The 24,684-nt window shown below is 54.4% G+C and carries 16 protein-coding genes; 15 read left to right on the top strand and 1 reads right to left on the bottom strand.

The window, feature by feature from the left end; translation table 11 throughout:
• The first annotated feature begins 92 nt into the window (after positions 1 to 92).
• Entirely contained in the window at positions 93 to 1,898 is a 1,806-nt protein-coding gene (locus ACKGJP_RS09495; RefSeq protein WP_409345414.1) for a Gmad2 immunoglobulin-like domain-containing protein, read from the top strand.
• A gap of 727 nt (positions 1,899 to 2,625) precedes the next feature.
• On the opposite strand, the gene ACKGJP_RS09500 is transcribed toward ACKGJP_RS09495, so the two are convergent.
• Positions 2,626 to 3,291: a sulfite oxidase-like oxidoreductase gene (locus tag ACKGJP_RS09500; RefSeq protein WP_409345415.1), complete on the bottom strand. Its 666-nt coding sequence runs from the start codon at positions 3,289 to 3,291 to the stop codon at positions 2,626 to 2,628.
• Positions 3,292 to 4,296: 1,005 nt separating this feature from the next.
• Here ACKGJP_RS09500 and ACKGJP_RS09505 point away from each other — a divergent pair.
• The 14 genes from ACKGJP_RS09505 (at position 4,297) to ACKGJP_RS09570 (ending at position 24,592) form a co-directional block, all read left to right on the top strand.
• Positions 4,297 to 5,214 carry a dihydrodipicolinate synthase family protein gene (locus tag ACKGJP_RS09505; protein ID WP_409345416.1) on the top strand — a complete coding sequence of 306 codons (918 nt, stop codon included), beginning with the start codon at positions 4,297 to 4,299 and terminating at the stop codon, positions 5,212 to 5,214.
• 94 nt (positions 5,215 to 5,308) lie between these two features.
• The gene (locus ACKGJP_RS09510) at positions 5,309 to 6,907 is read left to right on the top strand and encodes a response regulator (protein ID WP_409345417.1); all 1,599 of its coding nucleotides are present in this window, start codon (positions 5,309 to 5,311) and stop codon (positions 6,905 to 6,907) included.
• Complete coding sequence (locus tag ACKGJP_RS09515) at positions 6,891 to 9,677, top strand: sensor histidine kinase (RefSeq protein WP_409345418.1); 2,787 nt, start codon at positions 6,891 to 6,893, stop codon at positions 9,675 to 9,677. Before ACKGJP_RS09510 ends, ACKGJP_RS09515 begins: the two co-directional genes overlap by 17 nt.
• Positions 9,678 to 9,856: 179 nt before the next feature.
• The gene (locus ACKGJP_RS09520) at positions 9,857 to 10,819 is read left to right on the top strand and encodes an ABC transporter permease (protein ID WP_409345419.1); all 963 of its coding nucleotides are present in this window, start codon (positions 9,857 to 9,859) and stop codon (positions 10,817 to 10,819) included.
• Between the two features lie 14 nt (positions 10,820 to 10,833).
• Positions 10,834 to 11,733 (top strand): carbohydrate ABC transporter permease, encoded by a 900-nt coding sequence (locus ACKGJP_RS09525; RefSeq protein WP_409345420.1) that lies wholly within the window; start codon positions 10,834 to 10,836, stop codon positions 11,731 to 11,733.
• Between the two features lie 142 nt (positions 11,734 to 11,875).
• Positions 11,876 to 13,585, top strand: coding sequence for an ABC transporter substrate-binding protein (locus tag ACKGJP_RS09530; RefSeq protein WP_409345421.1), 1,710 nt, complete (start codon positions 11,876 to 11,878; stop codon positions 13,583 to 13,585).
• Positions 13,586 to 13,865: 280 nt separating this feature from the next.
• Positions 13,866 to 14,942 carry a sialidase family protein gene (locus ACKGJP_RS09535; RefSeq protein WP_409345422.1) on the top strand — a complete coding sequence of 359 codons (1,077 nt, stop codon included), beginning with the start codon at positions 13,866 to 13,868 and terminating at the stop codon, positions 14,940 to 14,942.
• A 1-nt stretch (position 14,943) separates the two neighbouring features.
• Entirely contained in the window at positions 14,944 to 16,278 is a 1,335-nt protein-coding gene (locus ACKGJP_RS09540; protein ID WP_409345423.1) for an exo-alpha-sialidase, read from the top strand.
• Positions 16,279 to 17,015: 737 nt separating this feature from the next.
• Entirely contained in the window at positions 17,016 to 17,876 is an 861-nt protein-coding gene (locus tag ACKGJP_RS09545) for an AraC family transcriptional regulator (protein ID WP_409345424.1), read from the top strand.
• 386 nt (positions 17,877 to 18,262) lie between these two features.
• Positions 18,263 to 19,285, top strand: coding sequence for a response regulator (locus tag ACKGJP_RS09550; protein WP_409345425.1), 1,023 nt, complete (start codon positions 18,263 to 18,265; stop codon positions 19,283 to 19,285).
• Positions 19,282 to 21,096 carry a sensor histidine kinase gene (locus ACKGJP_RS09555; protein ID WP_409345426.1) on the top strand — a complete coding sequence of 605 codons (1,815 nt, stop codon included), beginning with the start codon at positions 19,282 to 19,284 and terminating at the stop codon, positions 21,094 to 21,096. Before ACKGJP_RS09550 ends, ACKGJP_RS09555 begins: the two co-directional genes overlap by 4 nt.
• 91 nt (positions 21,097 to 21,187) lie before the next feature.
• Positions 21,188 to 22,729 (top strand): extracellular solute-binding protein, encoded by a 1,542-nt coding sequence (locus ACKGJP_RS09560; protein ID WP_409345427.1) that lies wholly within the window; start codon positions 21,188 to 21,190, stop codon positions 22,727 to 22,729.
• 83 nt (positions 22,730 to 22,812) lie between these two features.
• Positions 22,813 to 23,721: an ABC transporter permease gene (locus ACKGJP_RS09565; protein ID WP_409345428.1), complete on the top strand. Its 909-nt coding sequence runs from the start codon at positions 22,813 to 22,815 to the stop codon at positions 23,719 to 23,721.
• Between the two features lies 1 nt (position 23,722).
• Positions 23,723 to 24,592 (top strand): carbohydrate ABC transporter permease, encoded by an 870-nt coding sequence (locus ACKGJP_RS09570; RefSeq protein ID WP_409345429.1) that lies wholly within the window; start codon positions 23,723 to 23,725, stop codon positions 24,590 to 24,592.
• Positions 24,593 to 24,684 lie beyond the last annotated feature (92 nt).

A 24,684-nucleotide genomic window follows, 5' to 3' on the forward strand; every position in this document is an offset into this window, starting at 1 on the left:
GGAGACGATACGGATAACGAATCGGGTATCGCTTATTGTCGGGGACGTATCCGTTGCAGCCATTGGCTTCGCGAGAGAGGGGGAATACCGGAATGATTCCTAGACAGCCTGATTATAGGAGCGAAATAGCAGGCTCCCTTCCGCCTGGAGCGGAAATCGCCATGCTGCCGGGAACGGACAATCGGCCCGCCTACTTATCGGCAGATGTCGACGGGGACGGCCGTACCGAAATCGTTGCCGTTTACAAAGAGAAGGGCGAAATGTATGTCACTGTATTGAAGCTTCACGACGGCGTTTGGCGAAGGATGGCGGTCGTGAAGGGAAGAGGCTACAACGTAACCGATCTGATTGCGGCGCCGATCGCCGGCGGCAAAGGACAAACGATAGCGATCGGCTGGCAAATCGGCAGCATCTGGTCGGAGCTGGATCTGCTGCAGTGGACGCCGAAGGGCTTTCAGCATCTGCTCCCTAAGGAAATGTACTACAGCAGGCTTGAAGTCGAAGACATGCCGGGCCCGGAGGGAAAGGACGATAACGCGGAGCTTGCCTTATGGGTGCACGATACGGGAAATGCATACAAAATCGAGGTGTACAGATGGACGGAAGGCGGACTTGTTCCTGCGCCCGATCTGTATCCATATTATTTCAAGAAGGTGATCCCGTACTACGAGTCCTTGCTGAAGGAATATCCGGATTTTACGATCTACTGGTACGATCTGGCGGATGCACAGGCCAAAGCGGGGATGCGGGAAGCGGCCATTCAATCGATCGACCGCGCGCTGAGCTATCCGAATCCGTATCCGGGACGGGAAAAGCTGCTCCAGATGAAAAAGGAGCTCCAAGACCGGTACTCGCGGTCAAGCACTGATTCCGCCGGCGGCCCAAGAGCGGTTCTTGATCAACAGCATGGCGATGTCGACGGGGACGGGACGATGGATCGGGTGTTTCTGACCGGGGAACAGGCGGCGGGAGCAACGGTTCCTTTTGCCAGCCATCTAGTACTCAACGTGCAGAACGGCAGGACGAACGCGATTGCGAGGTTGCCGCTTAAGGAGGGAGGCGTTAACCCGACGATCTTTTTGGGCGATTTTACGGGGGATAAAACGGCCGATATGCTCGTCGTCGTCAATTCGGGCGGAAGCGGCGGCATGATTCGGGCGTATCTGTTTACTTACCAGGACGGAGCGATTCGGCAAATTTTCGATTCGGAGGCGTTCAATAAAGGCAGGGACAACTACAAGGTCGTCTATAAAGACGGCTACAAGGTGGAAGTTGACAACCGGCAGCTGAACAACGTGTATTCGATCGATATTTCGAATCGGGGCGCCGCGTATTTGTCATCCCTCTATCATCGGAACGGCAAGTTGAGAAAGCCTCTTACGGGAGAAGTCGCCGATCTGAGCGGCTTGTATCCCGTCGATTATGAGAGAGACGGCACCTACGAATTGAATGCGGCGCAGTCGATAATCGGCAGGTCCGACGCAGAGCGCTTCGGGTTTGTGGAGACGGTGCTGCGCTGGGACGGATCGCATTTCGCTCCGGCTAGACAGTTCGTGGAAATTTACGGCGACGAGCTAGTGAACGGCCAAGCGCCGGTCTATCAAAACGCAGCGTTTCGCAATGTGAAGGTGAGCAAGCGCAGTCCGGGCCATTTTACGGTTACGGGCGAGGCCCGCGTTTTTGAAGGGACGATTCAATACGAGGTGCTTGAAAACGCGAGAGTCATCGCGAAATCCTTTACGACCGCGAGTGCGGGAGGACCGGAATGGGGAGCCTTCCAAATTCGGCTCAGCTTCCATCAAAAGCCTAACGTATCTTACTTGATCGTCATGTACGAGGAGAATCAGGCCGACGAAGGCGAGAAGCGGCTGCATACGCTTATGCTGCCTTTGAAATAGCCGATTGCAAAAGCAGGAGAGGACACGCCTCGGCTGCGTTCGCCGGCCGGAACTGGCGATGCCGGTATAGTGAGTAGCCGCAGGGGTTTTTTAGGAGGGTTCTGTATGAAGCTGAATGGCTTACAGTTTCTTAGGGATGCAATGAATCTGCGCTTGCATATAGTGAACGCGAGGTAGTAGCGAAGCTGGGTTCGCTGTCGGTCAGCAGCGAGCGTTTTTTGAGTTATTAGTGAACCTCGGTTCACTAATAGTGAAGCAAAGTTCACTATTCGGGAGCAGAAGTGTGCGATACCTGTGCATAGTGAACTGGACGTCGCTATTTTACCGTAAGGTTCACTAATAATGAAGCTGGGTTCACTATCCAGTCGGCAGCGAGCGTTTTCCGAGTTATTAGTGAATTTAGGTTCACTAATAGTGAAGCAAAGTTCACTATTCGGGTGCAGAAGTGAGCTATACTCGCGAATAGGGAATCAAAGGAGCAGGAAAAAGACTGCCTTCAGCCGTTGATTCGGCTTGGGAGGAGCAGTCTTTCGTTGTTTTTAAGGCACGCAGACGCTTTGGCGTCCCGGTAAACGTTCCGGGCCGTTACCGTACCGTCTAAAACCGGAGCAGATCGGGATGAAACGTCGTTATGTGAATAACGGGTCGTCCCTGACCGAAATATTGGATTTTCGGGCGCTAGATATTTATCGGATCAAACGGTCGTCAGTCATCAGTCCGTCCCCAATCAGTCGTAGTCCTTGCGAACCCACTCATCCTCCGGAATATCGAACGCTTCCCCCGAGAAACGCATCTCTTTGAAGGGATCGGCGTAGTTGTGGAAGCCGTTGCGCTCCCAGAAGCCCGGGCGATCCTCCTTCATAAATTCGATGCCGCGAATCCATTTGGCGCTTTTCCAGAAATAGAGATGCGGAATGACGAGGCGAAGGGGCCAGCCGTGCTTCTCGGTAAGCGGGCTGCCGTTGTAGGTAAAGGCGAGCAGGACGTTGTCCCCCATCAGATCCTCTAGCGGCACGTTCGTTTCATAATCGTTGTCGGCGTGAATCATGACGTGCTTGGCTTCCGGTTTTACCTTCAGCAGCCGAAGCAGATCGCGGAAGCGAATGCCTTCCCATGCGGTGTCGAATTTGGACCACCGCGTCACGCAGTGAATGTCGCAGACGACCCGGGTAAGCGGGAGCGACTTCAGCTCGGCGAACGTGAAGATGCGCTTCTCCTCGACCTCGCCGAATATTTGCAAGCTCCAGGCCTCTATGTCGTATTGCGGAACTTCGCCTTCGTGAAGGATCGGGAACCGGTCCGTCAGCACTTGCCCCGGCGGCAGGCGATGGGATAATTCGGCCGGCACCTCAGGCGCTTTCATTTGTTTGATCCGTTCGGCTTTCGTTTTCAACGGCTTTCCTCCTTGGTTTCCCATTCCTTGTTTAATCAAGCTGCAGTGCGTTGCAGGAGAAAGGATACTTTGACGGCAGTACTCCTACTATACCTCTTGTCGGGGGCGGCTGCAAAGCAGGTCGGGACGCTCTTTTTTAATGTTGGATGGGGATTCGCCAATGAAGGTTTTCGTTCTCGTCAAGTTTTGGCGGTTGAAGCAGCAATAGTCTTATTGGTCCTTCTCCCCGTCTCTCCGCCGTAATCGGTCTCTTTCTACCGCTTCGGCTATGAGGTCGCGTTTGGGAATCTTGCTGTTGATGTGCAGAAGAACGGCTAAATTTAGAAGCAATAATAGGACGATGACAAATGACATTGTAATTCCCCCTTTCCTTTCCTTCCCTTCCCTTTACTTCTCTTTATTCGCACCCGTGTTCGCGTATTCCTTGCTGCTCGGCCGTTCGGAAGCGAACGGCGCAGAGGGGGGATCCGGCTGAACGGCCGCCTAGGAGATTAAGACGACGTCAAGATCTGCTGATCTAGCTGAAACCGCCATCCAGGGAGTTAGCGGCTGCCAAGGTTCTGACCGAAGCTTGCCGCTCTAGAGAAATTAGACGACGACAAAGACTTCTAATCTAACAGAAACTTCCGTTTCGGAATAATTAGACGACGTTAAAGACAGCTAATTCGAGTAAAAACCGTGGAACAGGCCTTTTTTTTGTGAATAAGAGTCTTTAGAGACTTCTAAATGGAACGTCTTCTAGAATTCAGGCGAATTAGAAGACGTTAGCGTCGTCTAAACCGGCAGTTTGAACGGATGGAATAGAGAACGAGCGAGAAAGATTCCGGCCCTGACCCGCCAGTCCGAGGATTGGCGGGTCAGGGCCGTTTCACATTGCCGACTGCGGGAAATCGTCGGTCCGGCCGGCAAATATCCAAAAATCGAGCAACAACAGCTAAACATTGTGTTACGCCGCTTCCGTTATAATCGTCCGGAATTCACCCTGACCGATAGGAGCTGGTAAGGATGTACAAAGTTGATACCGACAAATTCAAAGGCATTACGATCGCTTTATACGCGTGCTACGACAAGCTTGGCAGGGTCGAGCCCGCCGCAATCAAGCGGCTGGTTCGGCATTACGCGGAAACGGGCGTTACAGGGCTATATGTGGGGGGCAGCACTGGAGAAGGCATGCTGCAAAGCGTCGAGGAGCGCAAGCAAGTGCTTGAAGCCGTTATGCAAGAGGCAGGAAGCGAGCTGACCGTAATCGTTCATGTCGGCGCGCCGTCCACCCGCGACAGCATCGAATTGGCCATTCATGCCGAGTCGTTCGGCGCGGATGCGGTATCGGCGGTTCCGGCCATCTACTACCGGCTGTCCCCCGAAAGCGTAGAACGGCATTGGCAAGCGATTATCGATAGCACGTCGCTGCCCTTTATCATTTATCACATTCCGCAAACGACCGGCTTTACGCTGACTACCGGCCTTTTGGCGAAGCTGGCGGCGCAGCCCAAAGTGATCGGCGTGAAAATATCGTCCGAAAGCACTTTCGAGCTGCAGCGGTTCAAGGCGATCGGAGGCCCGGATTTTCTGGTGTTCAACGGTCCGGACGAGCAGTACGTAGCGGGAAGAAGCATCGGGGCCGACGGCGGAATCGGCGGCACGTACGGCATTATGCCGGAGCTGTTTCTGCAAATCGAGCGGTGCTTTGTCGAAGGACGCATGGAAGAAGCGAAGCAATGGCAGTTCCGCGTCAACGAGATTATCGCCGAGCTGCTCGAGCTTCCGTCGTTGTACGGAGGCTGCAAAGCGATTCTGAACTTGCGCGGCTTCGACGTCGGCGAGCCTCGAATGCCTTTCTTGCCGATAGAGGAACCATATATGGAGCGTATTAGCGGCTTGAACGATAAAATATTGGGCTATATCCGGTTGATCGGGCAATAGCCAAGCATCAGGTCAGACAAGGCGCAGGCCCCAACAAAAGGAATTTGACAAACATCGATAGCGGTCCTAAGGTGAACATACGGGAGGGAGTTAGATGACACAACCGTATAAGGTCATCGTAGCAGACGATGAAAAGCAGGTCAGAGAGCGGATCGTCCAATCGTTTCCTTGGGAGCGGCTGGGCATGGAGATCGCCGGTACGGCATGTGACGGGAGGGAAGCGCTGCAGCTGGTGCAGAGTCTCGCTCCCCACATCGTGCTGACGGATATCCGGATGCCCGGGATGGACGGGCTCGAGCTGGCGGCTGCGCTTCGGGAACGGCATCCCGGCGTGAAGGTCGTCGTCCTTAGCGCCTACGATGATTTCAAATATGCGCAGGATGCCATCCGGGCCGGCGTCAAAGGCTACTTGCTGAAGCCGCTTGCCCAGGAAGAATTTGCGGAGTTGTTCCGGCGAATCGGCTGCGAATTGGATCAGGAGCATCGATCGAGCAGCAGAGAAGACGTCCGGGAGCGGTTTCTGATCGATCTGCTCAAGGGCGCTCAGGCAGAGCCGGCGGGGGATCGTTTGAAGGAGCTTGGGCTACAAGGCTTGAATGATTTCTCGCGCGTTGCGATTTGCGTTTTCGAGCGGCGGGCCGGTCAGGAAATGCGGTTTTCGCGTCTGCAGAGGGCATTTCACATGAGCGACAAGTATTGGAGCGGGCACGGCATACCGACGATGGTTTACGGCGGGAGCCAAGTTATTTTTTTTCACGATAGGAAACCGCTTTCAAAGGGCGATGTCCAGCGCATGATTGCCGGCTTCGCAGCCAAGCTGGAGTCGTTCGATCCCGAGCTCGATCTTTCGTCGGATATGACCATAGGGGTGGGCAATCTGTACGGCGAACCCGGCTCGATCGGCCGATCCTACAACGAGGCGATATTCGCCTCGAGCTGCCGCTATTTCCAGCCGGCCGAAAGCGTCTTTTACTTCCAGGATATCGTTCGGCAGGAGGCGCCTGCGCTCAACATGAACGAACTGATCGCGGAGACCGTTCAGGCATTATTCGCCAAATCGGACGAAGGCGGCCGCGATCCGCTCGAAGTCTTCTTCAAGCAAGCGGAAGCGTGCGGCAAAAGCGACGTGCGGGACCTTCATTCCGCCTGCATCGAGCTGTTGATCGCGATTAAGCTGAAGGCCAGGGATCTCGGCATCGCCGTTGCGCTGCCGGAACGGAAGGAAGCCCTCGAGCGCATTCAGTCGTTCCGTTCCTTGCATGAGCTGAAATCCTGGTTCCTTACCGCAGCCGGCGTACGGCCCGCGGAACGGGCGTTATGCCCGGCGGAGGACGCCCATGATTACATATCCCGAGCCAAAGCGCATGTGCAGCGCCATTTGGCCGATAAAATTTCGCTGGAAGAGGTGGCGGAATCGCTGTATATCAATGCCTCCTATTTCAGCCATACGTTCAAGAAGCAGACCGGTCAAAATTTCGTCGATTACGTCAACGAAGCGAGGGTACGCAAGGCGGCGGAGCTGATCAGGCAGACGAATTACCGGATCAAGGAAATATCGCTTATGGTCGGGTACAAAAACTTTTCGTATTTCAATAAAGTGTTTAAATCGATCGTCGGCGTGAAGCCGCTCCTGTACAGGTCCGGCGCCTTTCCGGCGGCAACGGGGTATGAGCCGAATGAAGCGAACCCGTAAAATCAAATTCAATCATTTCCTGATCTTCGTTGCGCTGGCGGCCGTGCTCGTGCTGATGCTGCTTACGGCCTCGATCCTGTATGCGAAGACGAAGACGTTCATCGACGAGAAGAAAGATTTCATTCACAGCACGCGAATGAATCAGATCGCCTACGATGTCGGCAAAATTTTCGACGGCCTGTATCATATCGCCGACAACCTGAAACAGAACGAGCGCCTGATTGCGTACATCCAAAATATGCAGAGCAACAAGCTCGACCCGTATCAGAAGTTTTTTCTTTCCAAAGAGATCGAATCGTACTTGTACAACATCAAAAAAGAAAACAGCTTCGTGCAGCATATTCTCGTCTTGACGGACAACAACCAGTACAGCTCGAATCAGAAATACGTGGACTACGAGCTCGTCGGCCGGGGTAAGCTTGTCAAGCGAAGCGGCGAAACGAGCCTCGTGCCCCCCGGAAAAACCGGCGATTTCTTCGAAATAGGCCAGCCAGGCGGCAAAGCGATAAACGGCCCCGCTCTGGCGATGCTCGACAACCATTTGTATTTGGCGAGCGTATTGACCGACAAGAGCGGACAGCGCTACGGGACGCTGTTCGTCGTTCTCGATTCGACCCAGTTTACCGAGGCGGTCGCAGGGCATGAGCATATCGCGCTTCTCAACAAGCAGATGATCGAAATTTTCAAGGGAGGCACCTTCAACGAGCTGAAGCTTGGCGAAATGAGCGATGCGATAACCCGTACGGAGGATTCGGGAAAAATCGTGCGGGACAACGTCAGCATCCGGATCAAAAGCATTCCGTTCTACGAGCTGAAGCTGCTGTATCTGGAAGAAAACAGCTTTCATAACAAGCAGCTCCGGCTGCTAGCCGCTCTGATTGCGGGCACGTTCTTGCTCTGCACCCTCATGGCGTTCGTGTCGTCCCGGATCATTTCGGGCAAAATGCTGTTCCCGGTACGCAGGCTGATTCAACTATTGGAGCGGTACGACGTCGAGAAAAATATGCTCAACCGGTACAGACCGCTTAAGACGCAAAAGCTGTTTTTGCGCGACCGGTTTTTCCTTTATTTTTTGATTACGATCATGTTTCCGTTAACGTCGTTTATCGTCATTTATTATTGGCAGTCCTCTGCGATTATGGCCGGCGAAATCAAGAGAAGCTATTATACCGTCTATGAGAAGAACGCCAACGAAATCGAGCATTTCCTGAACCAGAAGGAAATCATCATGGCGAGGCTTGCCTACGACAGCATTGTCCAAGAGGATTTGCAGACGCTTCCTCCTGGAGGAGAAGCGAGAATCGCGGAGATTCACAAGCTGGTGGGCGACTACCGGTACTTGGGCAGCGACAAGGATACGATCCGAATTTTCGACCGCCAGTTCCGGCTGCTCTACTCGAACCGGTTGGGGTTGGCCGACGAACTCGGTCCTGATTATTTCAGCAAGCTGCAAGCGTCCGGAAGCTATTTCGGCTACTCGGTGCAAACCGACGAATTCGGCAACCATGCGGTGACGCTGGGCATCCCGGTCAAGCATTTGTCGCAGCTATCCGAGACGATCGGCTATATAACGCTAAGCATTGACGGCATCTATTTGCAGAATCTGTATTCGAGCGGAAAGGCAAGCGAGAACGAAACGTTCCTGGTCGACTGGAATCATCAAGTGATTTCCCATCAGAACAAGGACGCGGTGCTGCGTAGGTTCGGCGCCGAGGACATGGCTCAAGGGGACGGCGACTATACGGTGATCGACGGGAAAAGGCAGTACGTATACGCGACGCAGCTTAAGCATTTGCCGTGGACCTATGTCTCCGTTTACGACTATTCGAGCGTTCGCAATGAGAGCCTCAGGCTAATTTACAACGATCTGTATTTGGTCGTGATCATCTTTTTGCTGGTGCTGATTTTATCGTATGTGATGGCACATTTGCTGCTTAAGCCGCTTAGCCGCCTCAATGCGCTGTTCATGCGTTTCGAGCTGGAGGATGTCGACTACCAGTTCGCCGACGAGGATGCGATGATCGACGAGGTCGATCAGCTGGGGCGTACCTTCAATGCCATGATCGGAAGAATTGAAGATCTGGTAGACGACGCGATTATCGCCGAACGGGAGAAGACCAGGCTGGAGTACGAAAAGAGGGAAACGCAAATTACTGCGCTTCAGGCGCAGATCAACCCGCATTTTTTGTACAACACGCTCGATACGTTTATTTTCATGCTGGAGAAGAACGAGCGCGCGAAGGCGATCGAGATGGTCACCTCGCTGAGCCGTCTATTCCGTTACATTACGAATAAGGAACAGCTGCTCGTACCGGTCAAGGAAGAGCTCGCCTATGCCAAAGCGTATGTGCATTTAATGAAATACAGGTACGACCATATCGTTTGCAACTGGCATGTCGACGACGCGGCTTTGGAGTGCCGTACGCTGAAACTGATTTTGCAGCCTGTTATCGAGAACGCGATTCATCACGGCTTGCGGGGAAGGGACAGCCTGCGGATCGACATCTCGATTCGAGCGGCCGGAGGCAGCGTTCTGATGTCGGTAAGCGACGACGGAGCGGGTATCGGGGAGAGAGAATTGGCGGAAATCAGAAGCCAGCTGACCGGAGCCGGCCATCACCGGATCGGGATATACAACGTGAATGCCAGAATCAAGCTGAACTACGGAGACGGCTACGGGCTGCATATCGAAAGCGGGAAAGGGCGGGGGACTACGGTTTCGCTCGTTCTTCCGATGGAGACTCTGCGTTCGGCGGACGTATTTTACTAGTCGCAGCTTTTTGCGCAACGCAGGCCTTTCGCAGGCTTGCGTTTTTTTGTGCGCCGCAGGATAGTCTCCAAAAATCGTGTTATATCATCCAAAGATCGTGCATGCGGACCCGGCCTATAATGAGTGCATACAAGGAAAGCGCTATCATAAAAGCGCGGATGAGTCGAGGAGGTCCGTTCATGTCAGCCAACGATACGCCGTTGACACAGCCCGCAGGCATCAAGCCGGCGAAGCAGGCGGCCGTTCGCTTCCGGCAAATGAAGAAGATGAAAATCCTTTACTTCATGATGCTGATCCCGATCGTGCACCTGTTCATTTTCCACTATATCCCGATTTACGGCATCGTCATCGCTTTCAAAAATTTTTCGCCGGGACGGGGCATTATGGGTAGCCCGTGGAACGATTTCGAGCATTTCAAGTTTTTGTTCTCCGATTTCTTGTTTATCCGGGCGTTGAAAAATACGATCGTCATCAGCTTGCTTAAGCTGGTCGTCGGTTTCCCGGCGCCTGTCATTTTTGCCCTGCTGCTGAACGAGATCCGGCACGCGTTGTTCAAAAGAATCGCGCAATCGATCTCTTACCTGCCGCATTTCATGTCGTGGGTCATCCTGGCGACGATGCTCGGGGAGGTGCTGTCGCCGCAGCGCGGCATTGTGAACTATGCGATCTCTTTGTTCGGCGCGCAGCCGATTAACTTCCTGGCCGACCCGAAGCTGTTCGTGCCTATCCTGGTGCTCTCGGACGTTTGGAAGGAAATCGGCTGGGGGGCCATCATCTATTTGGCGGCGCTCTCCTCGATCAATCCCGATCTGTACGAAGCGGCGGAGGTCGACGGGGCGAACCGGCTGCGCCAGACGTTTCACATTACGATTCCTTCCTTGATGCCGATCATGATCATTTTATTCATTCTGAATCTGGGAAATATTTTGAACGTCGGCTTCGATCAAATCTTAAACCTGTATAATCCGATGGTCTACGAAGTGGCCGACGTCATCGATACGTATGTGTACCGCAAAGGACTCGAGCAATTCAATTTCGATTACGCCGCCGCCGTCGGCTTGTTCAAAAACGTGATCGGCATCGCCCTCATTCTCGGCGCCAACGCAATCATCCGGCGTCACAGCGAGCATGGCATCTGGTAAAGGAGGATTCGCATATGTCGCAACTCAACTGGAAAAAGCGGTCATTCGGCGCAAAGCTGTTCGATTCGTGCAATCTGATGATAATGGCGCTGATCGGCGTCACCGTGCTGTATCCGTTCTGGCAAACGCTCGTCATCTCGTTCTCGACCGCGCAGGAAGCGTCCAGTTTGGGCGTCCATCTGTGGCCGGGCGAGTGGGTCACCGATACGTACCGTTTTCTTTTCACCTATGAAGATATCGTGATGGCTTATACGAATACGATCATGCGTACCGTCATCGGAACCGCGCTTATTTTACTCTTTACGGTATTGGTTGCGTATCCGCTTTCGAAGAAGGAGCTGCCTTTCCGCAATGCTTTTACGATATATTTTTTGATCGCGATGTTTTTCTCCGGGGGGCTCATTCCGACGTATCTGCTCATTAAGGAAATCGGACTGATCGACAACAGGCTTTCGCTTATTTTGCCGGGAGCGGTAAGCGTATTCAACATCATCATCATGCGTAACTATTTTATGACGATCGACAAGGGAATCGAGGAGTCCGCCATGATGGACGGCGCAAGCTATTGGACCGTGCTCCTCAAAATCATCATCCCGCTGTCGAAGCCCGTTATCGCTACGATCGCGCTTTGGGCGGCGGTCGGGCATTGGAACGCTTGGTTCGACGCCATGATCTATATCCGGGACGACAGCAAAACGGTCATGCAGATGGTCATCCGCAAAATGCTCAATTCGATCGACATGGCTACGTCGGAATCGCAGATCGGCGAGGCGAACCGGCTCAATCAAAATTTGCTGCTCGCCAACGTGCGGGCCGCGGCGGTCATGATTTCGATCGGGCCGATCATCCTGATGTATCCGTTCGTCCAAAAATATTTTATCAAAGGCATCATGATCGGCTCGCTGAAAGGGTAAGGGTCAGATTCTATGAAGGGGGTGGGCGGCAGGAGCGACGATTGGGCTGTGTGCTGCGGTCAAAGCTGCGGCGAGTTGCTAGGGATAGGATAGGGTATGGTAGAATCATCATTTTAGGGGATCGATGAGGAGGTCAAGCGAAATGCGGAAACGGGTAAGAACGGCGCTTCTGGCGGGAGTAACCGCCGTGCTGGCTATCGGCGGAATCGGCTGCTCGTCAAGCAAGCCGGAGCCGTCTGCGGATGTGAAGGGCAAGGACGGCGAGAAGGCGGAAAGCAAATATGCCAAAAAGCTGGAGATCAAATTTACGGGCTCCTGGACCAAGGGGAAGACGGAAGACGGCAGCTGGGTGCAGAAGAAGCTCGAGGATATGTTCAATGTCAAAATCATCAATACGAAGGTCGATACCTGGAATAAAGATCAGGTCGCTTTGCTGATCGCTTCTGGCGACCTGCCGGATACGTTCGCTTTCACGGCGAACAGCAAGACGCCGCGTGAAATGTACGAAACCGGGATGACCCGGACGATTCCGAAGGACATGATCGTGAAATACGCTCCGAAATATGCCAAAATGCTGGACGAAAATCCGCCGGGCTGGCAAATCAACCTGGCTTCCGGGAAAACGGACGAATATGTGGCGCTCACCGGCCACCAAACGCATACGGAAGGCCTGCTGTGGACGCCTACGTTCCGGCTGGATTGGCTGGAGAAGCTCGGAATCAAGCCTCCCGGCGAAATCAAGGCGGTTGGCCCAAGCGGCGGACGGGAGCGCATCTATTTTACGGATAAGGCGTATACGCTGGAAGAAATCGAGAAGATTCTGATGGCGTTCACGTTCAACGACCCGGACGGCAACGGCAAGAACGATACGTACGGCTTGTCTCCGTACAACAATGCATACGACACTTGGTCGGCCACGCTGATGGGGGCATTCGGCATCGGCAGCGGATACAGCCTCCTAGAAGACAACAAGCTGATCATGGCCGAAACGTCCAAGGCGTATAAAGACTATTTGAAGCTGCTGGCCAAATGGTACAAAATGGGCGTGATCGATCCGGAATGGACGACGCTCAACGACAAGAAAAGCTGGGAGAAATACGCCACGGGCAAGATCGGCTATTACTCCGCTCAGCGGGCATATATTGCCCTCGACGACTGGGCCAAGGAACGCGCCCCGCAAAACCTGGTGCAGAAAGACCAGACCGTCAAGCTGCTTGCGACGGCGCCGGAAATCGGCCCGAACGGCCAGCAAGGCCATAAGTCGTACCGGCCGGTCAACCTGCTCGGGGACGCATTCTACATCAACAAAAACGTATCGGACGAGGAGCTCATCCGCATTTTGCAAATGTTCGACTACATCAATTTTGACGAAGAAGGCGCAAGATGGACCAAATACGGCGAGATCGGCACGCATTCCGTCTGGGAAGGCACGCCCGACAAGTCGGCGCTGAAAGTTAAAGAGGGCTTTACGGCGGAGGAGGGCAGTACGGGATTTTATGCGTACAGCTTCAGAAGCTACGACAAGAAGCAGCTGCAATATTTTACATCCGAGTATACGATGAACCTGATCCGGGACTTCTTCGCCAAGCCGGACGTGATGAAGAAGATGGAGATACGTCCGTATAAATACGATCTGCTCGATCAGACGAAGGGCTCCGACGTTCAAAAAAAATACGGCACGCAGCTGAGTACGATCGTGGAGGAATTCCGGATGAAAGCGATCGTGGGGCAGCTCGACATCGATAAAGAATGGGACGGCTACGTGAAAAAATGGACGGATGCCGGCGGCGCTCAACTGCTCCAGGAGCTGGACAAAGCGCCGAAAGTGGAGGATCTGCTGAAAATGAAGTAGGGCGTGTAGGGCGTATCGCCTAATGAGAGGCGAAATAGTGAAAAGCGAAAAGCGAAAAGCGAAGTAGCGAACAAGCGAAATAGGGAAATAGCGAGAAATCGAACTAGCGAACTAGCAATATAGCGAAATAGCAATATACCGAACTAGCGAGCAATCGAAATAGCGAACTAGCGAAAAAGCGAAAAAGCGAAAAAGCGAAAAAGCGAAAAAGCGAGGTTCACTCTCTCTGCGGCAGCCGCACCCTGGCTGTCCGCGGATGGAGCGGAGAGGAGCAAGCGAGATGGGCTTTCAAACGTTCGTCGTCAGCCGCGACGATACGGTTTACGAGGCATTTCCCGCACTCGGGCTTACGGCCGGCGGGGATTTGGTCTGCGTCTATACGGAGTGCACCAGGCATACCGACCGTTCGTACACGCGAATCGTATACCGGATCAGCAAGGACCGGGGACGGACCTGGAGCGGGAAGACGGCGCTGACGGAAGGGTCGCAAGGGCTTGAATATTTCTACGATTGCCCGAGCATAGCGAGGCTTCGCGACGGTCGGATGATCATCGTCACGAGCAAGGTGCCCAAGAACGGGGAGGACACCCGGCGGGGGTATTTTCACGAATCCGTCAACGAGCTGTTTATCGGGTCAAAGGACGGCACGTTATGGCAAGGACCCATCGCTACGCCGGTGACGGGCATCGTTCCGGATACGCTTTGCGAGCTTTCATCGAGCAGATGGCTGCTGTCGGCTCACCGCAAGAGTAAGACGCACGGCGGTTTGGAGCAAATGCTGTGGTATACGGATAACGAAGGGCGCGATTGGTCGGGGCCGATAACGCTGGCGAGCGTGGAAGGGCTGCACCTGTGCGAAGTAAGCATTTTGGCACTGCCGGACGATACGCTGGTCGCCTTTTTACGGGAAAACTCCGGAGAAGGCTGGGACTGCTATAAGTCAATTTCTAGAGATAACGGCGAAACGTGGGAAGGACCCTATCGCATGCCGATACCCGGCTGTCACCGTCCGGTGGCGCGAATGCTGAAGAGCGGCAATGTGATGATGACCTACCGGTTTTATCAGGGCGGGCCGGTCGGCTACGGCAGCACGCAGAACTTTTTTGGAGCCTGGATGACGCAAGAAACGGCGCTGGAAACCGACCGCCGCAAACAATGGGTGCGCATTATGCCGATCGACTACGACCGGTCGCCGCTCGCCGATAACGGTTATTCCGGATGGGTGCAGTTTGACGACGGGGAAATCTATGTGGTGCAGTATATCGCCGACGATTCCCCGAAATGTCAAATACGCGGCTATAGCCTGTTAGAAGAAGATTTTTTGCTAACGAAGAATGACATCGGAGAGGAAGTCTGACATGCTGAATATGGGAAGTTACCGGACGGAGCCTATTGCGCTGTTCGAACCGGGAATGATCGGATCGGCTGCTTACCGCATTCCGTCGCTGCTGACGACGAAGAAAGGGACGGTCATCGCTGGAATCGACGTACGCTGGGACAGCGCCCGAGACAACCCTAATCATATTGCGATCGGAATCCGCAGGAGTCATAACGGCGGAGAAACGTGGGAGCCGATTCAACTGCTCGTCCAGTACCCGGGCCTGGGGGCTGAGGGAGCGGCTGCGATCGACTCCGCCTTACTGGAAGATGCGGAGACCGGAACGCTATGGATGCTGTTCTCGCATACTCCCGGAGGGATCGGCCTATGGAAATCGCAGCAATCGATCGGCTTCGACGCGGAAAGCCGCAGGCTTCTGTATGACGAAGCGGGCGAGGTATACTTCTGCGATGCGTGCGGAGCGGTGTATGACCGGACCGGGGCGCGTTCGACGTTTACGGTGGAAGAGAACGGGGACGTCGTGCGGGACGGCGCATACTGCGGAAATATTTATTTGTCCGAAACGGTCATGCCACGCAGCTTGCTGGAGGCTAGAACGTCGTTTCTGCAGGTTATCCGCAGCGACGATGACGGCTTGAGCTGGTCGGCGCCGATCGAGCTCAATCCGCAGGTGAAGAAGCCCTGGATGAAATTTATCGGCGCCGGGCCGGGAAGAGGACTGCAATTAAGCGGCGGACCAAACCGCGGGCGGCTTGTATTTCCCGTTTACTTCAACAATGCGAACGGGCGGATGTCCAATGCCCTCATCTACAGCGACGATCACGGGTTGAGCTGGCAGCTCGGGGAATCGCCGAACGACGGCCGCCTATGGGACGGCAAGACGATTGCCGCGGAGTCGGCGGATAGCGAAGCCGTTCAATTGACGGAATCGCAGGTCGTGGAGCTGGACAACGGCGATATCCGCTTCTACATGCGGAACCATGCGGGGCTGGCGAGAACGGCCGTTGCGGAGAGCAAGGACGGAGGCCTGTCCTGGGGCGACGTGACGTTCGACGATACGCTGGTCGATCCGATCTGTCAATCGACCGTCCTGGCGTATCCGAACGGAGGGGACGGGAAGGCGCGGCTCCTCTGGGCGAACCCAGCCCATCCCGCCGAGCGGATCAACGGCACGGTACGGCTCAGCGAAGACGGCGGACAGACATGGGCGTATGCCAAGACCGTCTACGGCGGACCGTATTGGTATTCTTGTTTGACGGTTTTATCCGGCGGCGACATCGGATTATTGTACGAAGGCGACAAAGGTTCGATCTATTTCACGAAGTTTACGCTCGATTGGATCAAGAGCGAGTAAGGCAAGAGGAGCCCGTCCGGTCATCGGGAAGATGACGGGACGGGCTCCTCTTTATGTTGGATGATTTGACCGCCGTTAAGTTGCGCCAACTAGTGGTTCTGGCGGGATTCCAGCAAAATAGAAGCCTTTGGCGTCGTCTAATTGGCGGTTTTTCGATAGTTTGGCGAGAATAGAAGCCTCTGGCGTCGTCTATTCGCCTCGTAACGGCGGTTCTGTCGGGATTCCAGCCAAATAGAAGCCTTTGGCGTCGTCTAATTGGCGGTTTTTTGAGAGTTTGATGAGAATAGAAGTCTTTGACGTCGTCTATTCGCCTCGAACTGGCGGTTCTGGCGGGATCACCTCAAGCTGGCGGCTGTGGTGGGATTCCAGCCAAATAGAAGCCTTTGGCGTCATCTAATTGGCGGTATTTTGAGAGTTTGGCGAGAATAGAAGTCTTTGACGTCGTCTATTCGCCTCGTTTCGGCGGTTCTGGTGGGATTCCAGCGAAATAGAAGCCTTTGACGTCATCTAATTGGCGGTATTTCGAGAGTTTGGCGAGAATAGAAGCCTCTGACGTCGTCTATTCGCCTCGGACCGGCTGTCCGCTCGGGGTAACTGTATAAACAATATAACATTTTGAATATCACTCACATCGTTGTCTATTCAATGAGTGAAGATTATAGTAATATAGCGTTATTAGTAGTCGTTAGTTATGAATCAACATATAACAAATTGAACGTTACCGGAGGGAGAGCCCGATGACCGTTCGGATTATCCGATTTTTGCCGCCGCCTGCGATACCGATGCCACTATATGTCCACACGGTCGGCTACAATAAACAAAGCCATCTGACAAGGCCTGACGGGTTCTCGACGGATCAACTGCTATTTGCCCGCGGAGGGCAAGGGCGAGTTCTTTTTTTCGGCAAAGAAACGATAACGTTCGGCCCATATCAGTACATGTTTATGCCTGCAGGACTGCCTCATGAGTATTATCCGGTGTCCGAGGAGCCGTGGGAGGTCGGTTATGTGTCTTTCGCCGGCGATAAGGCCGACCTGCTGCTGGAACATTTCGGCTTGGTGCCTTGCCGGCTGACGGCGCTTACCGATGCGGAGCGGGTATGGAAGCATCTGGATGACATCTGGATGGTCGGAGACGCCAATGACGATGGAGCGGAATGGGAAGCGGTCAAGCTGCTGTACGTCCTGCTTGCGGATCTGAACCGCCTGAGGCTGAGTGAAGGCAAAGCAGGACCGGCGGCTGCGGAAGGATCGGAGGAAGCGCCTTCGGGCGATGCCGTCGTCCAGCAAGCCGTTCAGTATCTGAACGAGCACTACAACGAGAACATTACGTTGTCGAACGTAGCTGCTTCTCTCGGCTATACGCATCAATATTTGAACCGTCTGTTCCACAAGACGTACGGCATCAGCATGCTGCAGTACGTCCAGAAAATCCGTCTCGACAAGGCCGTCGGACTGATGGACGAGCACGAAGCGATAACCGTCAAGGACATTGCAGGAAGAATCGGCATGGAAACGAACTATTTTATCCGTACGTTCCGCAAGGCTACCGGCATGACGCCGGGTCATTTCCGCAGAAAAAGGGCGGGGCGGACGTAAAGCGCGGGGCTTTAAAGCGGATGCGGTGCATTACTGTGTGTTACGGTGCGTTAGAGCGGAGAATAGTCAGGAAGGTAGCGATACATACGGCGAGGAGCGGAACGATACCGATACCGCGCCATTTATGAGCGGCCAAGCGTGCCGGTAGCGAATACGTGAGCAACGGCTTAGCGCGATAGGCTTCAAGTAATACCAAGGTGGTCTGCGTATCGGGTCCGCCGTTTTTTTAATGCACGGCCTGCTCGCCTTTAAGCACTCCGGGTGAGGCGAACCTGCCGCTCCTGCGTTCGTTTTCGGAGGGATTTCGCGGCAAGCCGCCGCTCCGGCGCTCATTTTCACAGTTGATCGTTGAAGGTAATTTGCGAAAGTAAAGGGGGATCGGCGCCATGTATCAAGTCATCGTTGCGGAGGATGAAGTGTGGATTCGCAAGGCAATCGTGGAAATGATCGAGCGCAACCGGTACGGATTCAAGGTGGTGGGCGAAGCGGCGGACGGGGAGGAAGCCTGGGCGCTCGTCAACGAGCTGTGGCCGACCGTGCTCATCACGGATATCATGATGCCGAACCGCGACGGACTCTGGGTCATCCGGAACATTGCGGAGCATAAGCTGCCGGTCGTGCCGATTATCATCAGCGGCTACGACCAGTTCGAATACGCCCAGCAGGCGATCCGCTACAACGTGTCGGAATATTTGCTGAAGCCGGTCGATCCGGAGGAATTGGAAAGCGCTTTACAACGCTCCCTCGACCGGTTGACGAACATCAAAGAGCTGAACGGCTGCTATTTGCGCATCCAGTCGTTCGTGGACGGCATGCCGACTATGGACCAGAAGCAGCTGCTAACGGAACAAGCGGCACTAGTGAAGGCCATTTTGAGAATGAAGGACGTTCAGGACGGCGCGCGGATCGGGATGCTGCGTATTTTTGCCGGGAAGCTCGGCGTTATGCATGGTTCTGAGGAAGGCTGCACGGCGGATGCGCTGACGATGGAGGCCGATCATATTCGCGAAGACGAGGTTCGCCACCATTTCCATAAGCTCGTGGAGACATGGATTCAGAGCCGCCGGCGGAAGGGCGATTACAAGCTCAGGCTGTCGATCAAGCAGGCTTGCGATTACGTGAAGCAGAACTATATGCACGATGTAACGCTTAAGAAGGTGGCGGAGCGTTCGGAGCTTAGCCTGTCGTATTTCAGCACGATTTTCAAGCAATATGCGGGCGAGTCGTTCGTCAATTATTTGAATCAGACGCGGATCGAGCAAGCGAAGCTGCTGCTGCTGGAGTCGGATATGAAAATATACGAAGTCGCCGAGATGGTCGGCTTCGCGTCCCTGCATTATTTCAACCGGGTATTCAAGACGGTCGCCGGCATGGCCCCGAACGAATACAGAAGGAGCATCGGGCTGTGAAGCGTAAGCTGCCGTTTCCGTTTTCGATCAAGACGAACATGATCCTCGCCTTCCTCGGCGTCAGTCTCATCTCCATCCTCATTCTGAATGTATTCACGGTCTATTATTTCAGCGAGGCGGTCAAAAAGGATTTCTTCACGATATCCGGCGAGGCGCAGTCCCGGCTGAACTATCATCTCGACGATTATTTCAAGCAGATCGTCAGCTCCACATCCACGCTGCTCAAGAGCGATCTTACCCAAAGCTGGCTAAGCGCGAAGCGGGTGCATACGTCCGACGACATCGACAACATCCAGATGGAGCTGAAACGCTACGTCGCCTTCAACGTTCCGGAGATCATCGGCATGTTCCTGATGAACCGGGAGCAGCAGATCATTTCGATGACGGGCAATATCAACACCGAGAGCCGTTCGTACGGGAACGAGCCTTGGTACGATTTGCCGATGAACGATGCGCTGGTCATCCTGCCGACGCACCGTACGGCTTATCCGTATCCGCAGCAAAGCGGCACGCCCGTGCTTTCGCTGCTTATTCCCGTTTACAGCACGGACAATCTGAATGTGACCGGAAGGCTCGTCATTGACATCACGTTCAGCAAAATTCACGACATTCTCGGCAAGTCCGCGCTCGGGAAGACGGGCTTCTTTTTCATTCTGGCCAAAGACCGCATCGTCTACCACCCGAACAAGGAATGGCTCGGCATGAAAGTCGGCGACACCGATCTCGAGCCGCTCTCCTTCGATCGCGCGGAGCAGTCGTCCATTCAATACTGGCAGGGGCAGAAAATGCTCGTATCCGTCAAGCGCTCGACGATCACCGACTGGGATATCGTGTCGCTGGTGCCGTTCGACGAAATGTCGAGCGGACTGAAGGCGGCAAGGGGCTCGACGTTTTACGCCTTTCTCATTCTCAGCGTCGTCATCATTGCCGTCGTTCCGCTCGTTTCCAACATTTTCGTGAAGCCGATTCTTCGCTTGAAACAGGTCATGCATAACGTAGCCAGAGGGGACTTCACGGTTCGCGCCGTCGACAACGCGGGGCAGATGGAATTTCAGCAGCTGGGCCACAGCTTCAACCGGATGGTGGAGCAGATCAACGAGCTGCTTGAAACCGTCTACGAGCTGCGCATCCAGGACATGCACGTGCGGCTGCGGCAAAAGGAAGCGCTCATCCAAGCGCTGCAAAACCAGATCAATCCTCACCTGCTCTACAACTCGCTCGATATCATCAAGAGCATCGCCTACCTCGAAAACGTGCCGAAGGTGGAGAAGATGGCCAAAAATTTAGCGGACGTCTACCGGTACACCGCCAAATACGCGGACGGCGAGGTGACGATCGGCGACGAATTGACGCATATTTCCAAATACTTGGAAATCATCCGCGTAAGGTTTCCGCACTATTTCGAGAGCTATATTTGCGTCAACGAGAAGTTCTACGATTGTCAGATCGAGAAGCTGACCCTTCAGCCTATTCTCGAGAACGCCGTAAAATACGGCATCGAACCGAAGGGCGGCCATGGGGCCATCATCGTCAGCGCCTACGAAGACGAAGAAGATCTCGTTATCGAAATCGCGGACAACGGTCCCGGCATTTCGGAGGAGCGGATGCAGGAGCTGAACGAGCGTCTCGAATTCATTACGCAGCATGTGAAGGATAAGCTTCTCCCGCAGGAATCGCTCGGTATCGCCAGCGTGCAGGCCCGGCTGGTGCTGAAATACGGGGAAGCCTACGGCATCGCCCTGCATGCTTTTCCCGGCCGGGGGACGGTCGTCTCGATCCGCATTCCGTACCGTATTCCAAAAATCGGATAACAAATGAAACGATTGTGTAAGGCGGTTCCCGGCTCGTTTTGATACCCTGAATGCGAAGACAACGCTTGCATAAAACGAGGAGGGGTTGTACGTGAACAAAAGATTCGTTTCATGGGGAGCCGCGGCTCTGGCCGGCGCACTCGCCGTCGGCACGCTCGCAGGGTGCGGAGATAAAACGTCGAATGCGCCTGCGGTGGGAAGCGCGGCGTCGGCATCGCCGGACGGGGGCAAGGAGCAGAAAGAAAAGCTGCCGCTGACGATCATGACGCAGAGCTGGGCGGGAGGCGGCTGGCCCGACGACTACTCGGTCATCAAGAAGCTGAACGAGAAGCTCAATATCGACCTGAAAATCCAGTGGGTGCCGGCCGACAACTATGTCGAGAAGCTGAACGTGCTGGCGGCGTCCAACAGCTTTCCGGACGCGTTCTATCTCGGCGGGGATCTGTACAGCAAATGGCGCGACAAGGGCATTTTTCTCGATATTAAGCAGGATCTGCCCAACTATCCGAATCTCGTGAAGCATTTGTCGGACAGCACATACAAGGTGCTCAATCCGAAGGATAAAATTTACGGCATTCCGCATTACGGCATCGAGGCGCGCGACCCACTCATGATCCGCAAGGACTGGCTCGACAAGCTCGGCCTGAAGGTGCCGGATACGCTCGACGAATTTTACGAGGTATCCAAAGCGTTCGTGAACGGAGACCCGGACGGGAACGGGCAGAAGGATACGATCGGCATCTCGTTCGGCATGACGAAGACGGGCGGACTGTTCAACATCGAGCACGTCATGGGCGCGTTCGGACTGATCGCCTGGAGAGACGTGAACGGCAATCTCGTACCGCTGCAAGCACAGGCGCAAGAGTGGAAGGATTTCCTTACGTTCATGCAAAAGGCGTACAAGGAAGGCGTGCTGGACAAGGACTTCGCCGTCAATAAATCGCGCGATCCGTGGAGCAAGTTCGAGGCCGGCAAGACGGGCATTACGATCGCCAATCCGTTCGAGTTCTATACGGATTCGGTACCGCTCATCAAGAAAACGACGCCGAACGCCGAGTTCGTGCAGCTGAATCCGCCGGCCGGCCCGACCGGACTGCGCGGAGGGATAACGAGCAGTTTATCGACGGCCAAAATCGTCCTCAACGCCAAATCGGACAAGGCCAAGCAGAAGCGGCTCATGGAATTGTTCGATTACATGCTGTCCGACGAAGGGTTCGACTTGATCAAGCACGGCATCGAAGGCGTGCATTACAAGAAGAACGGCGACAAATTCGAGAAGCTGGAAGCGTTCGACAAAGACCGTCCGTATTTGATTTCGACTTGGCTGATCCGCCGCAACGATCCGCTTATCCAAGTGCGGAAGTGGGACGATCCGAACTACACGAAGACGATCCAGAATATTTTCAGCATCAACGACAAATTCAAACGTCCGAATCCGGCGACGGGCCTCGTCTCGGATACGAATACGAAGATCGGGCCGGATCTGTCCACGAAGTTCGGGGAGACGGTGACCAAAATCATTACCGGTGAGCAGCCGGTCAGCGCCATCGACAAGGCGATCGCGGACTGGAAAGCCGGCGGGGGCGACAAGATCGTGCTCGAAATGAACGAGGAATACGCGAAAACGAAGTAGGCGCAAGCGCGGCGAGGCCCTCTCCGGAGGGTCTTCTGCGTTCCGGCGAATAGCCGGCGCCGCCTATGGAGGAGGATGGTAGGATGGCAACGAAGCAATGGCTGCAGTGGAAAAGAGGGCTGCCGCTCTATCTGATGATCGCACCCGGTCTCCTTTTCTTTCTGCTCTTCAAGTATGTGCCGATGGGCGGCATCGTGATCGCCTTTCAGGATTTTGACCCGATCAGCGGGTTTGCGGACAGCCCTTGGATCGGCTTCGGCAATTTCGAGCGCCTGTTCGCGGCTCCGGACTTTTGGAAGCTGCTGCGCAACACGATGATGCTGAGCTTGCTGAATCTGTTTTTGTTTTTTCCCGCGCCGATCGTGTTAGCCGTACTGCTGTACGAGGTGCGTAAAGCATGGTTTCGCAGGGCGGTGCAAACGATCGTCTATCTGCCCCACTTTCTGTCGTGGGTCGTTATCGTCGGCGTAACGGTGCTGCTGTTCGCGACGCAGGACGGCGGCATCAACAACCTGCTCTCGACGAAGGGCTTCGAGAGGATCGAGCTGCTGACGAATCCCGACTATTTCCGGTCTCTCTACGTGTCGCAGAATATTTGGAAGGAAGCGGGCTGGAACGCGATCATATTCCTTGCGGCGCTTGCGGCCGTCGATCCGACCTTGTACGAAGCGGCCGTCGTGGACGGCGCCGGACGCTGGCGGCAAATGTGGCATATTACGCTGCCCGCGCTCAAATCGACGATCATCATCCTGTTCATTTTGCGGCTGGGCAGCGTGATGGACATCGGTTTCGAGCATGTGTACCTGCTGCAAAACTCGATGAATATGCGTGTGTCGGACGTCTTTGACACCTATGTGTACCGGGTGGGCATTTTGCAGGGGGAATTCGGGTTTACGACGGCAGTCGGGCTGTTCAAATCGATAGTCGGTTTGGTGCTTATTTTGCTGGCGAACCGTTTCTCCAAAAAAATGGGCGAGGAGGGCGTCTACTGACATGAAAACTTTCGATGCGAGAGGCTCGGGCAGACTGTTTCCGCTCATCATGTACGGCGTGCTGACGCTAACGATGCTGATCGTCCTGATCCCGCTAGTCTATGTCGTCTGCATCTCGTTCGCCACCAAGCAGGAAATATTGACGCGCGGCTTCTTCCTGATCCCGAAGGAATGGACGATCAACGCCTACGGCTATTTGTTTACGAACCGGAACTTTTTGAACGCCTTCAGCAATGCGCTCTATATTACGTCGATCGGCACCGTGATCAATATCGTGATGACCGGATTCATGGCTTACGGCCTCTCGAAGCGCTGGCTGAAAGGACGGAGAACGATCAATTTCCTCGTGCTGTTCACGATGCTGTTCGGCGGCGGCATGATCCCCACTTACCTCGTGGTTAAAGAGATGCATTTGCTGAACAGCTACTGGTCGCTCTTCTTGACAGGGGCGATCGCGCCGTTCAACTTGATCGTGATGCGCAGCTTCTTTCAGAACATTCCGGCCGAGCTCGAGGAATCCGCAAGAATGGACGGCTGCGGCGAATTCCGGCTGCTGTGGAAAATCATCCTGCCGCTGTCACTGCCGGTCGTGGCGACGTTCGTCCTGTTCTATGCGGTGAACAACTGGAACACGTATTTTAACGCCATCCTGTATCTGAACGATACGGCGAAGTGGCCGCTCCAGGTGTTCTTGCGGCAAATGCTGATCGAGACCGACATGAGCATGGAATCCAACAGCGACGGGTTCGAATACAGCCAAGCGGTCAAAATGGCCGCGATCGTGATTACGGCGCTGCCGCTGAGCGTGATATATCCGTTTTTGCAAAAGCATTTTAACCAAGGCATGATGCTCGGCTCGGTCAAAGGGTGACGAAGCGGGCCGGTTGAACTTGAGTCTGTCCCGCAATCGCGGGGCAGGCTTTTTTTTGTTGGGTAACGTATCCCTTCACAGAGATTGACTAT

This window comes from Paenibacillus litoralis (assembly GCF_046244365.1).
Classification (GTDB): Bacteria; Bacillota; Bacilli; order Paenibacillales; family NBRC-103111; genus Paenibacillus_V.

Bases quoted from the DNA above. Each gene is read 5' to 3' on its own strand.
- ACKGJP_RS09495 (WP_409345414.1), top strand. From the start codon at position 93: ATGATTCCTAGACAGCCTGATTATAGGAGCGAAATAGCAGGCTCCCTT.
- ACKGJP_RS09505 (WP_409345416.1), top strand. From the start codon at position 4,297: ATGTACAAAGTTGATACCGACAAATTCAAAGGCATTACGATCGCTTTA.
- ACKGJP_RS09510 (WP_409345417.1), top strand. From the start codon at position 5,309: ATGACACAACCGTATAAGGTCATCGTAGCAGACGATGAAAAGCAGGTC.
- ACKGJP_RS09515 (WP_409345418.1), top strand. From the start codon at position 6,891: ATGAAGCGAACCCGTAAAATCAAATTCAATCATTTCCTGATCTTCGTT.
- ACKGJP_RS09520 (WP_409345419.1), top strand. From the start codon at position 9,857: ATGTCAGCCAACGATACGCCGTTGACACAGCCCGCAGGCATCAAGCCG.
- ACKGJP_RS09525 (WP_409345420.1), top strand. From the start codon at position 10,834: ATGTCGCAACTCAACTGGAAAAAGCGGTCATTCGGCGCAAAGCTGTTC.
- ACKGJP_RS09530 (WP_409345421.1), top strand. From the start codon at position 11,876: ATGCGGAAACGGGTAAGAACGGCGCTTCTGGCGGGAGTAACCGCCGTG.
- ACKGJP_RS09535 (WP_409345422.1), top strand. From the start codon at position 13,866: ATGGGCTTTCAAACGTTCGTCGTCAGCCGCGACGATACGGTTTACGAG.
- ACKGJP_RS09540 (WP_409345423.1), top strand. From the start codon at position 14,944: ATGCTGAATATGGGAAGTTACCGGACGGAGCCTATTGCGCTGTTCGAA.
- ACKGJP_RS09545 (WP_409345424.1), top strand. From the start codon at position 17,016: ATGACCGTTCGGATTATCCGATTTTTGCCGCCGCCTGCGATACCGATG.
- ACKGJP_RS09550 (WP_409345425.1), top strand. From the start codon at position 18,263: ATGTATCAAGTCATCGTTGCGGAGGATGAAGTGTGGATTCGCAAGGCA.
- ACKGJP_RS09565 (WP_409345428.1), top strand. From the start codon at position 22,813: ATGGCAACGAAGCAATGGCTGCAGTGGAAAAGAGGGCTGCCGCTCTAT.
- ACKGJP_RS09570 (WP_409345429.1), top strand. From the start codon at position 23,723: ATGAAAACTTTCGATGCGAGAGGCTCGGGCAGACTGTTTCCGCTCATC.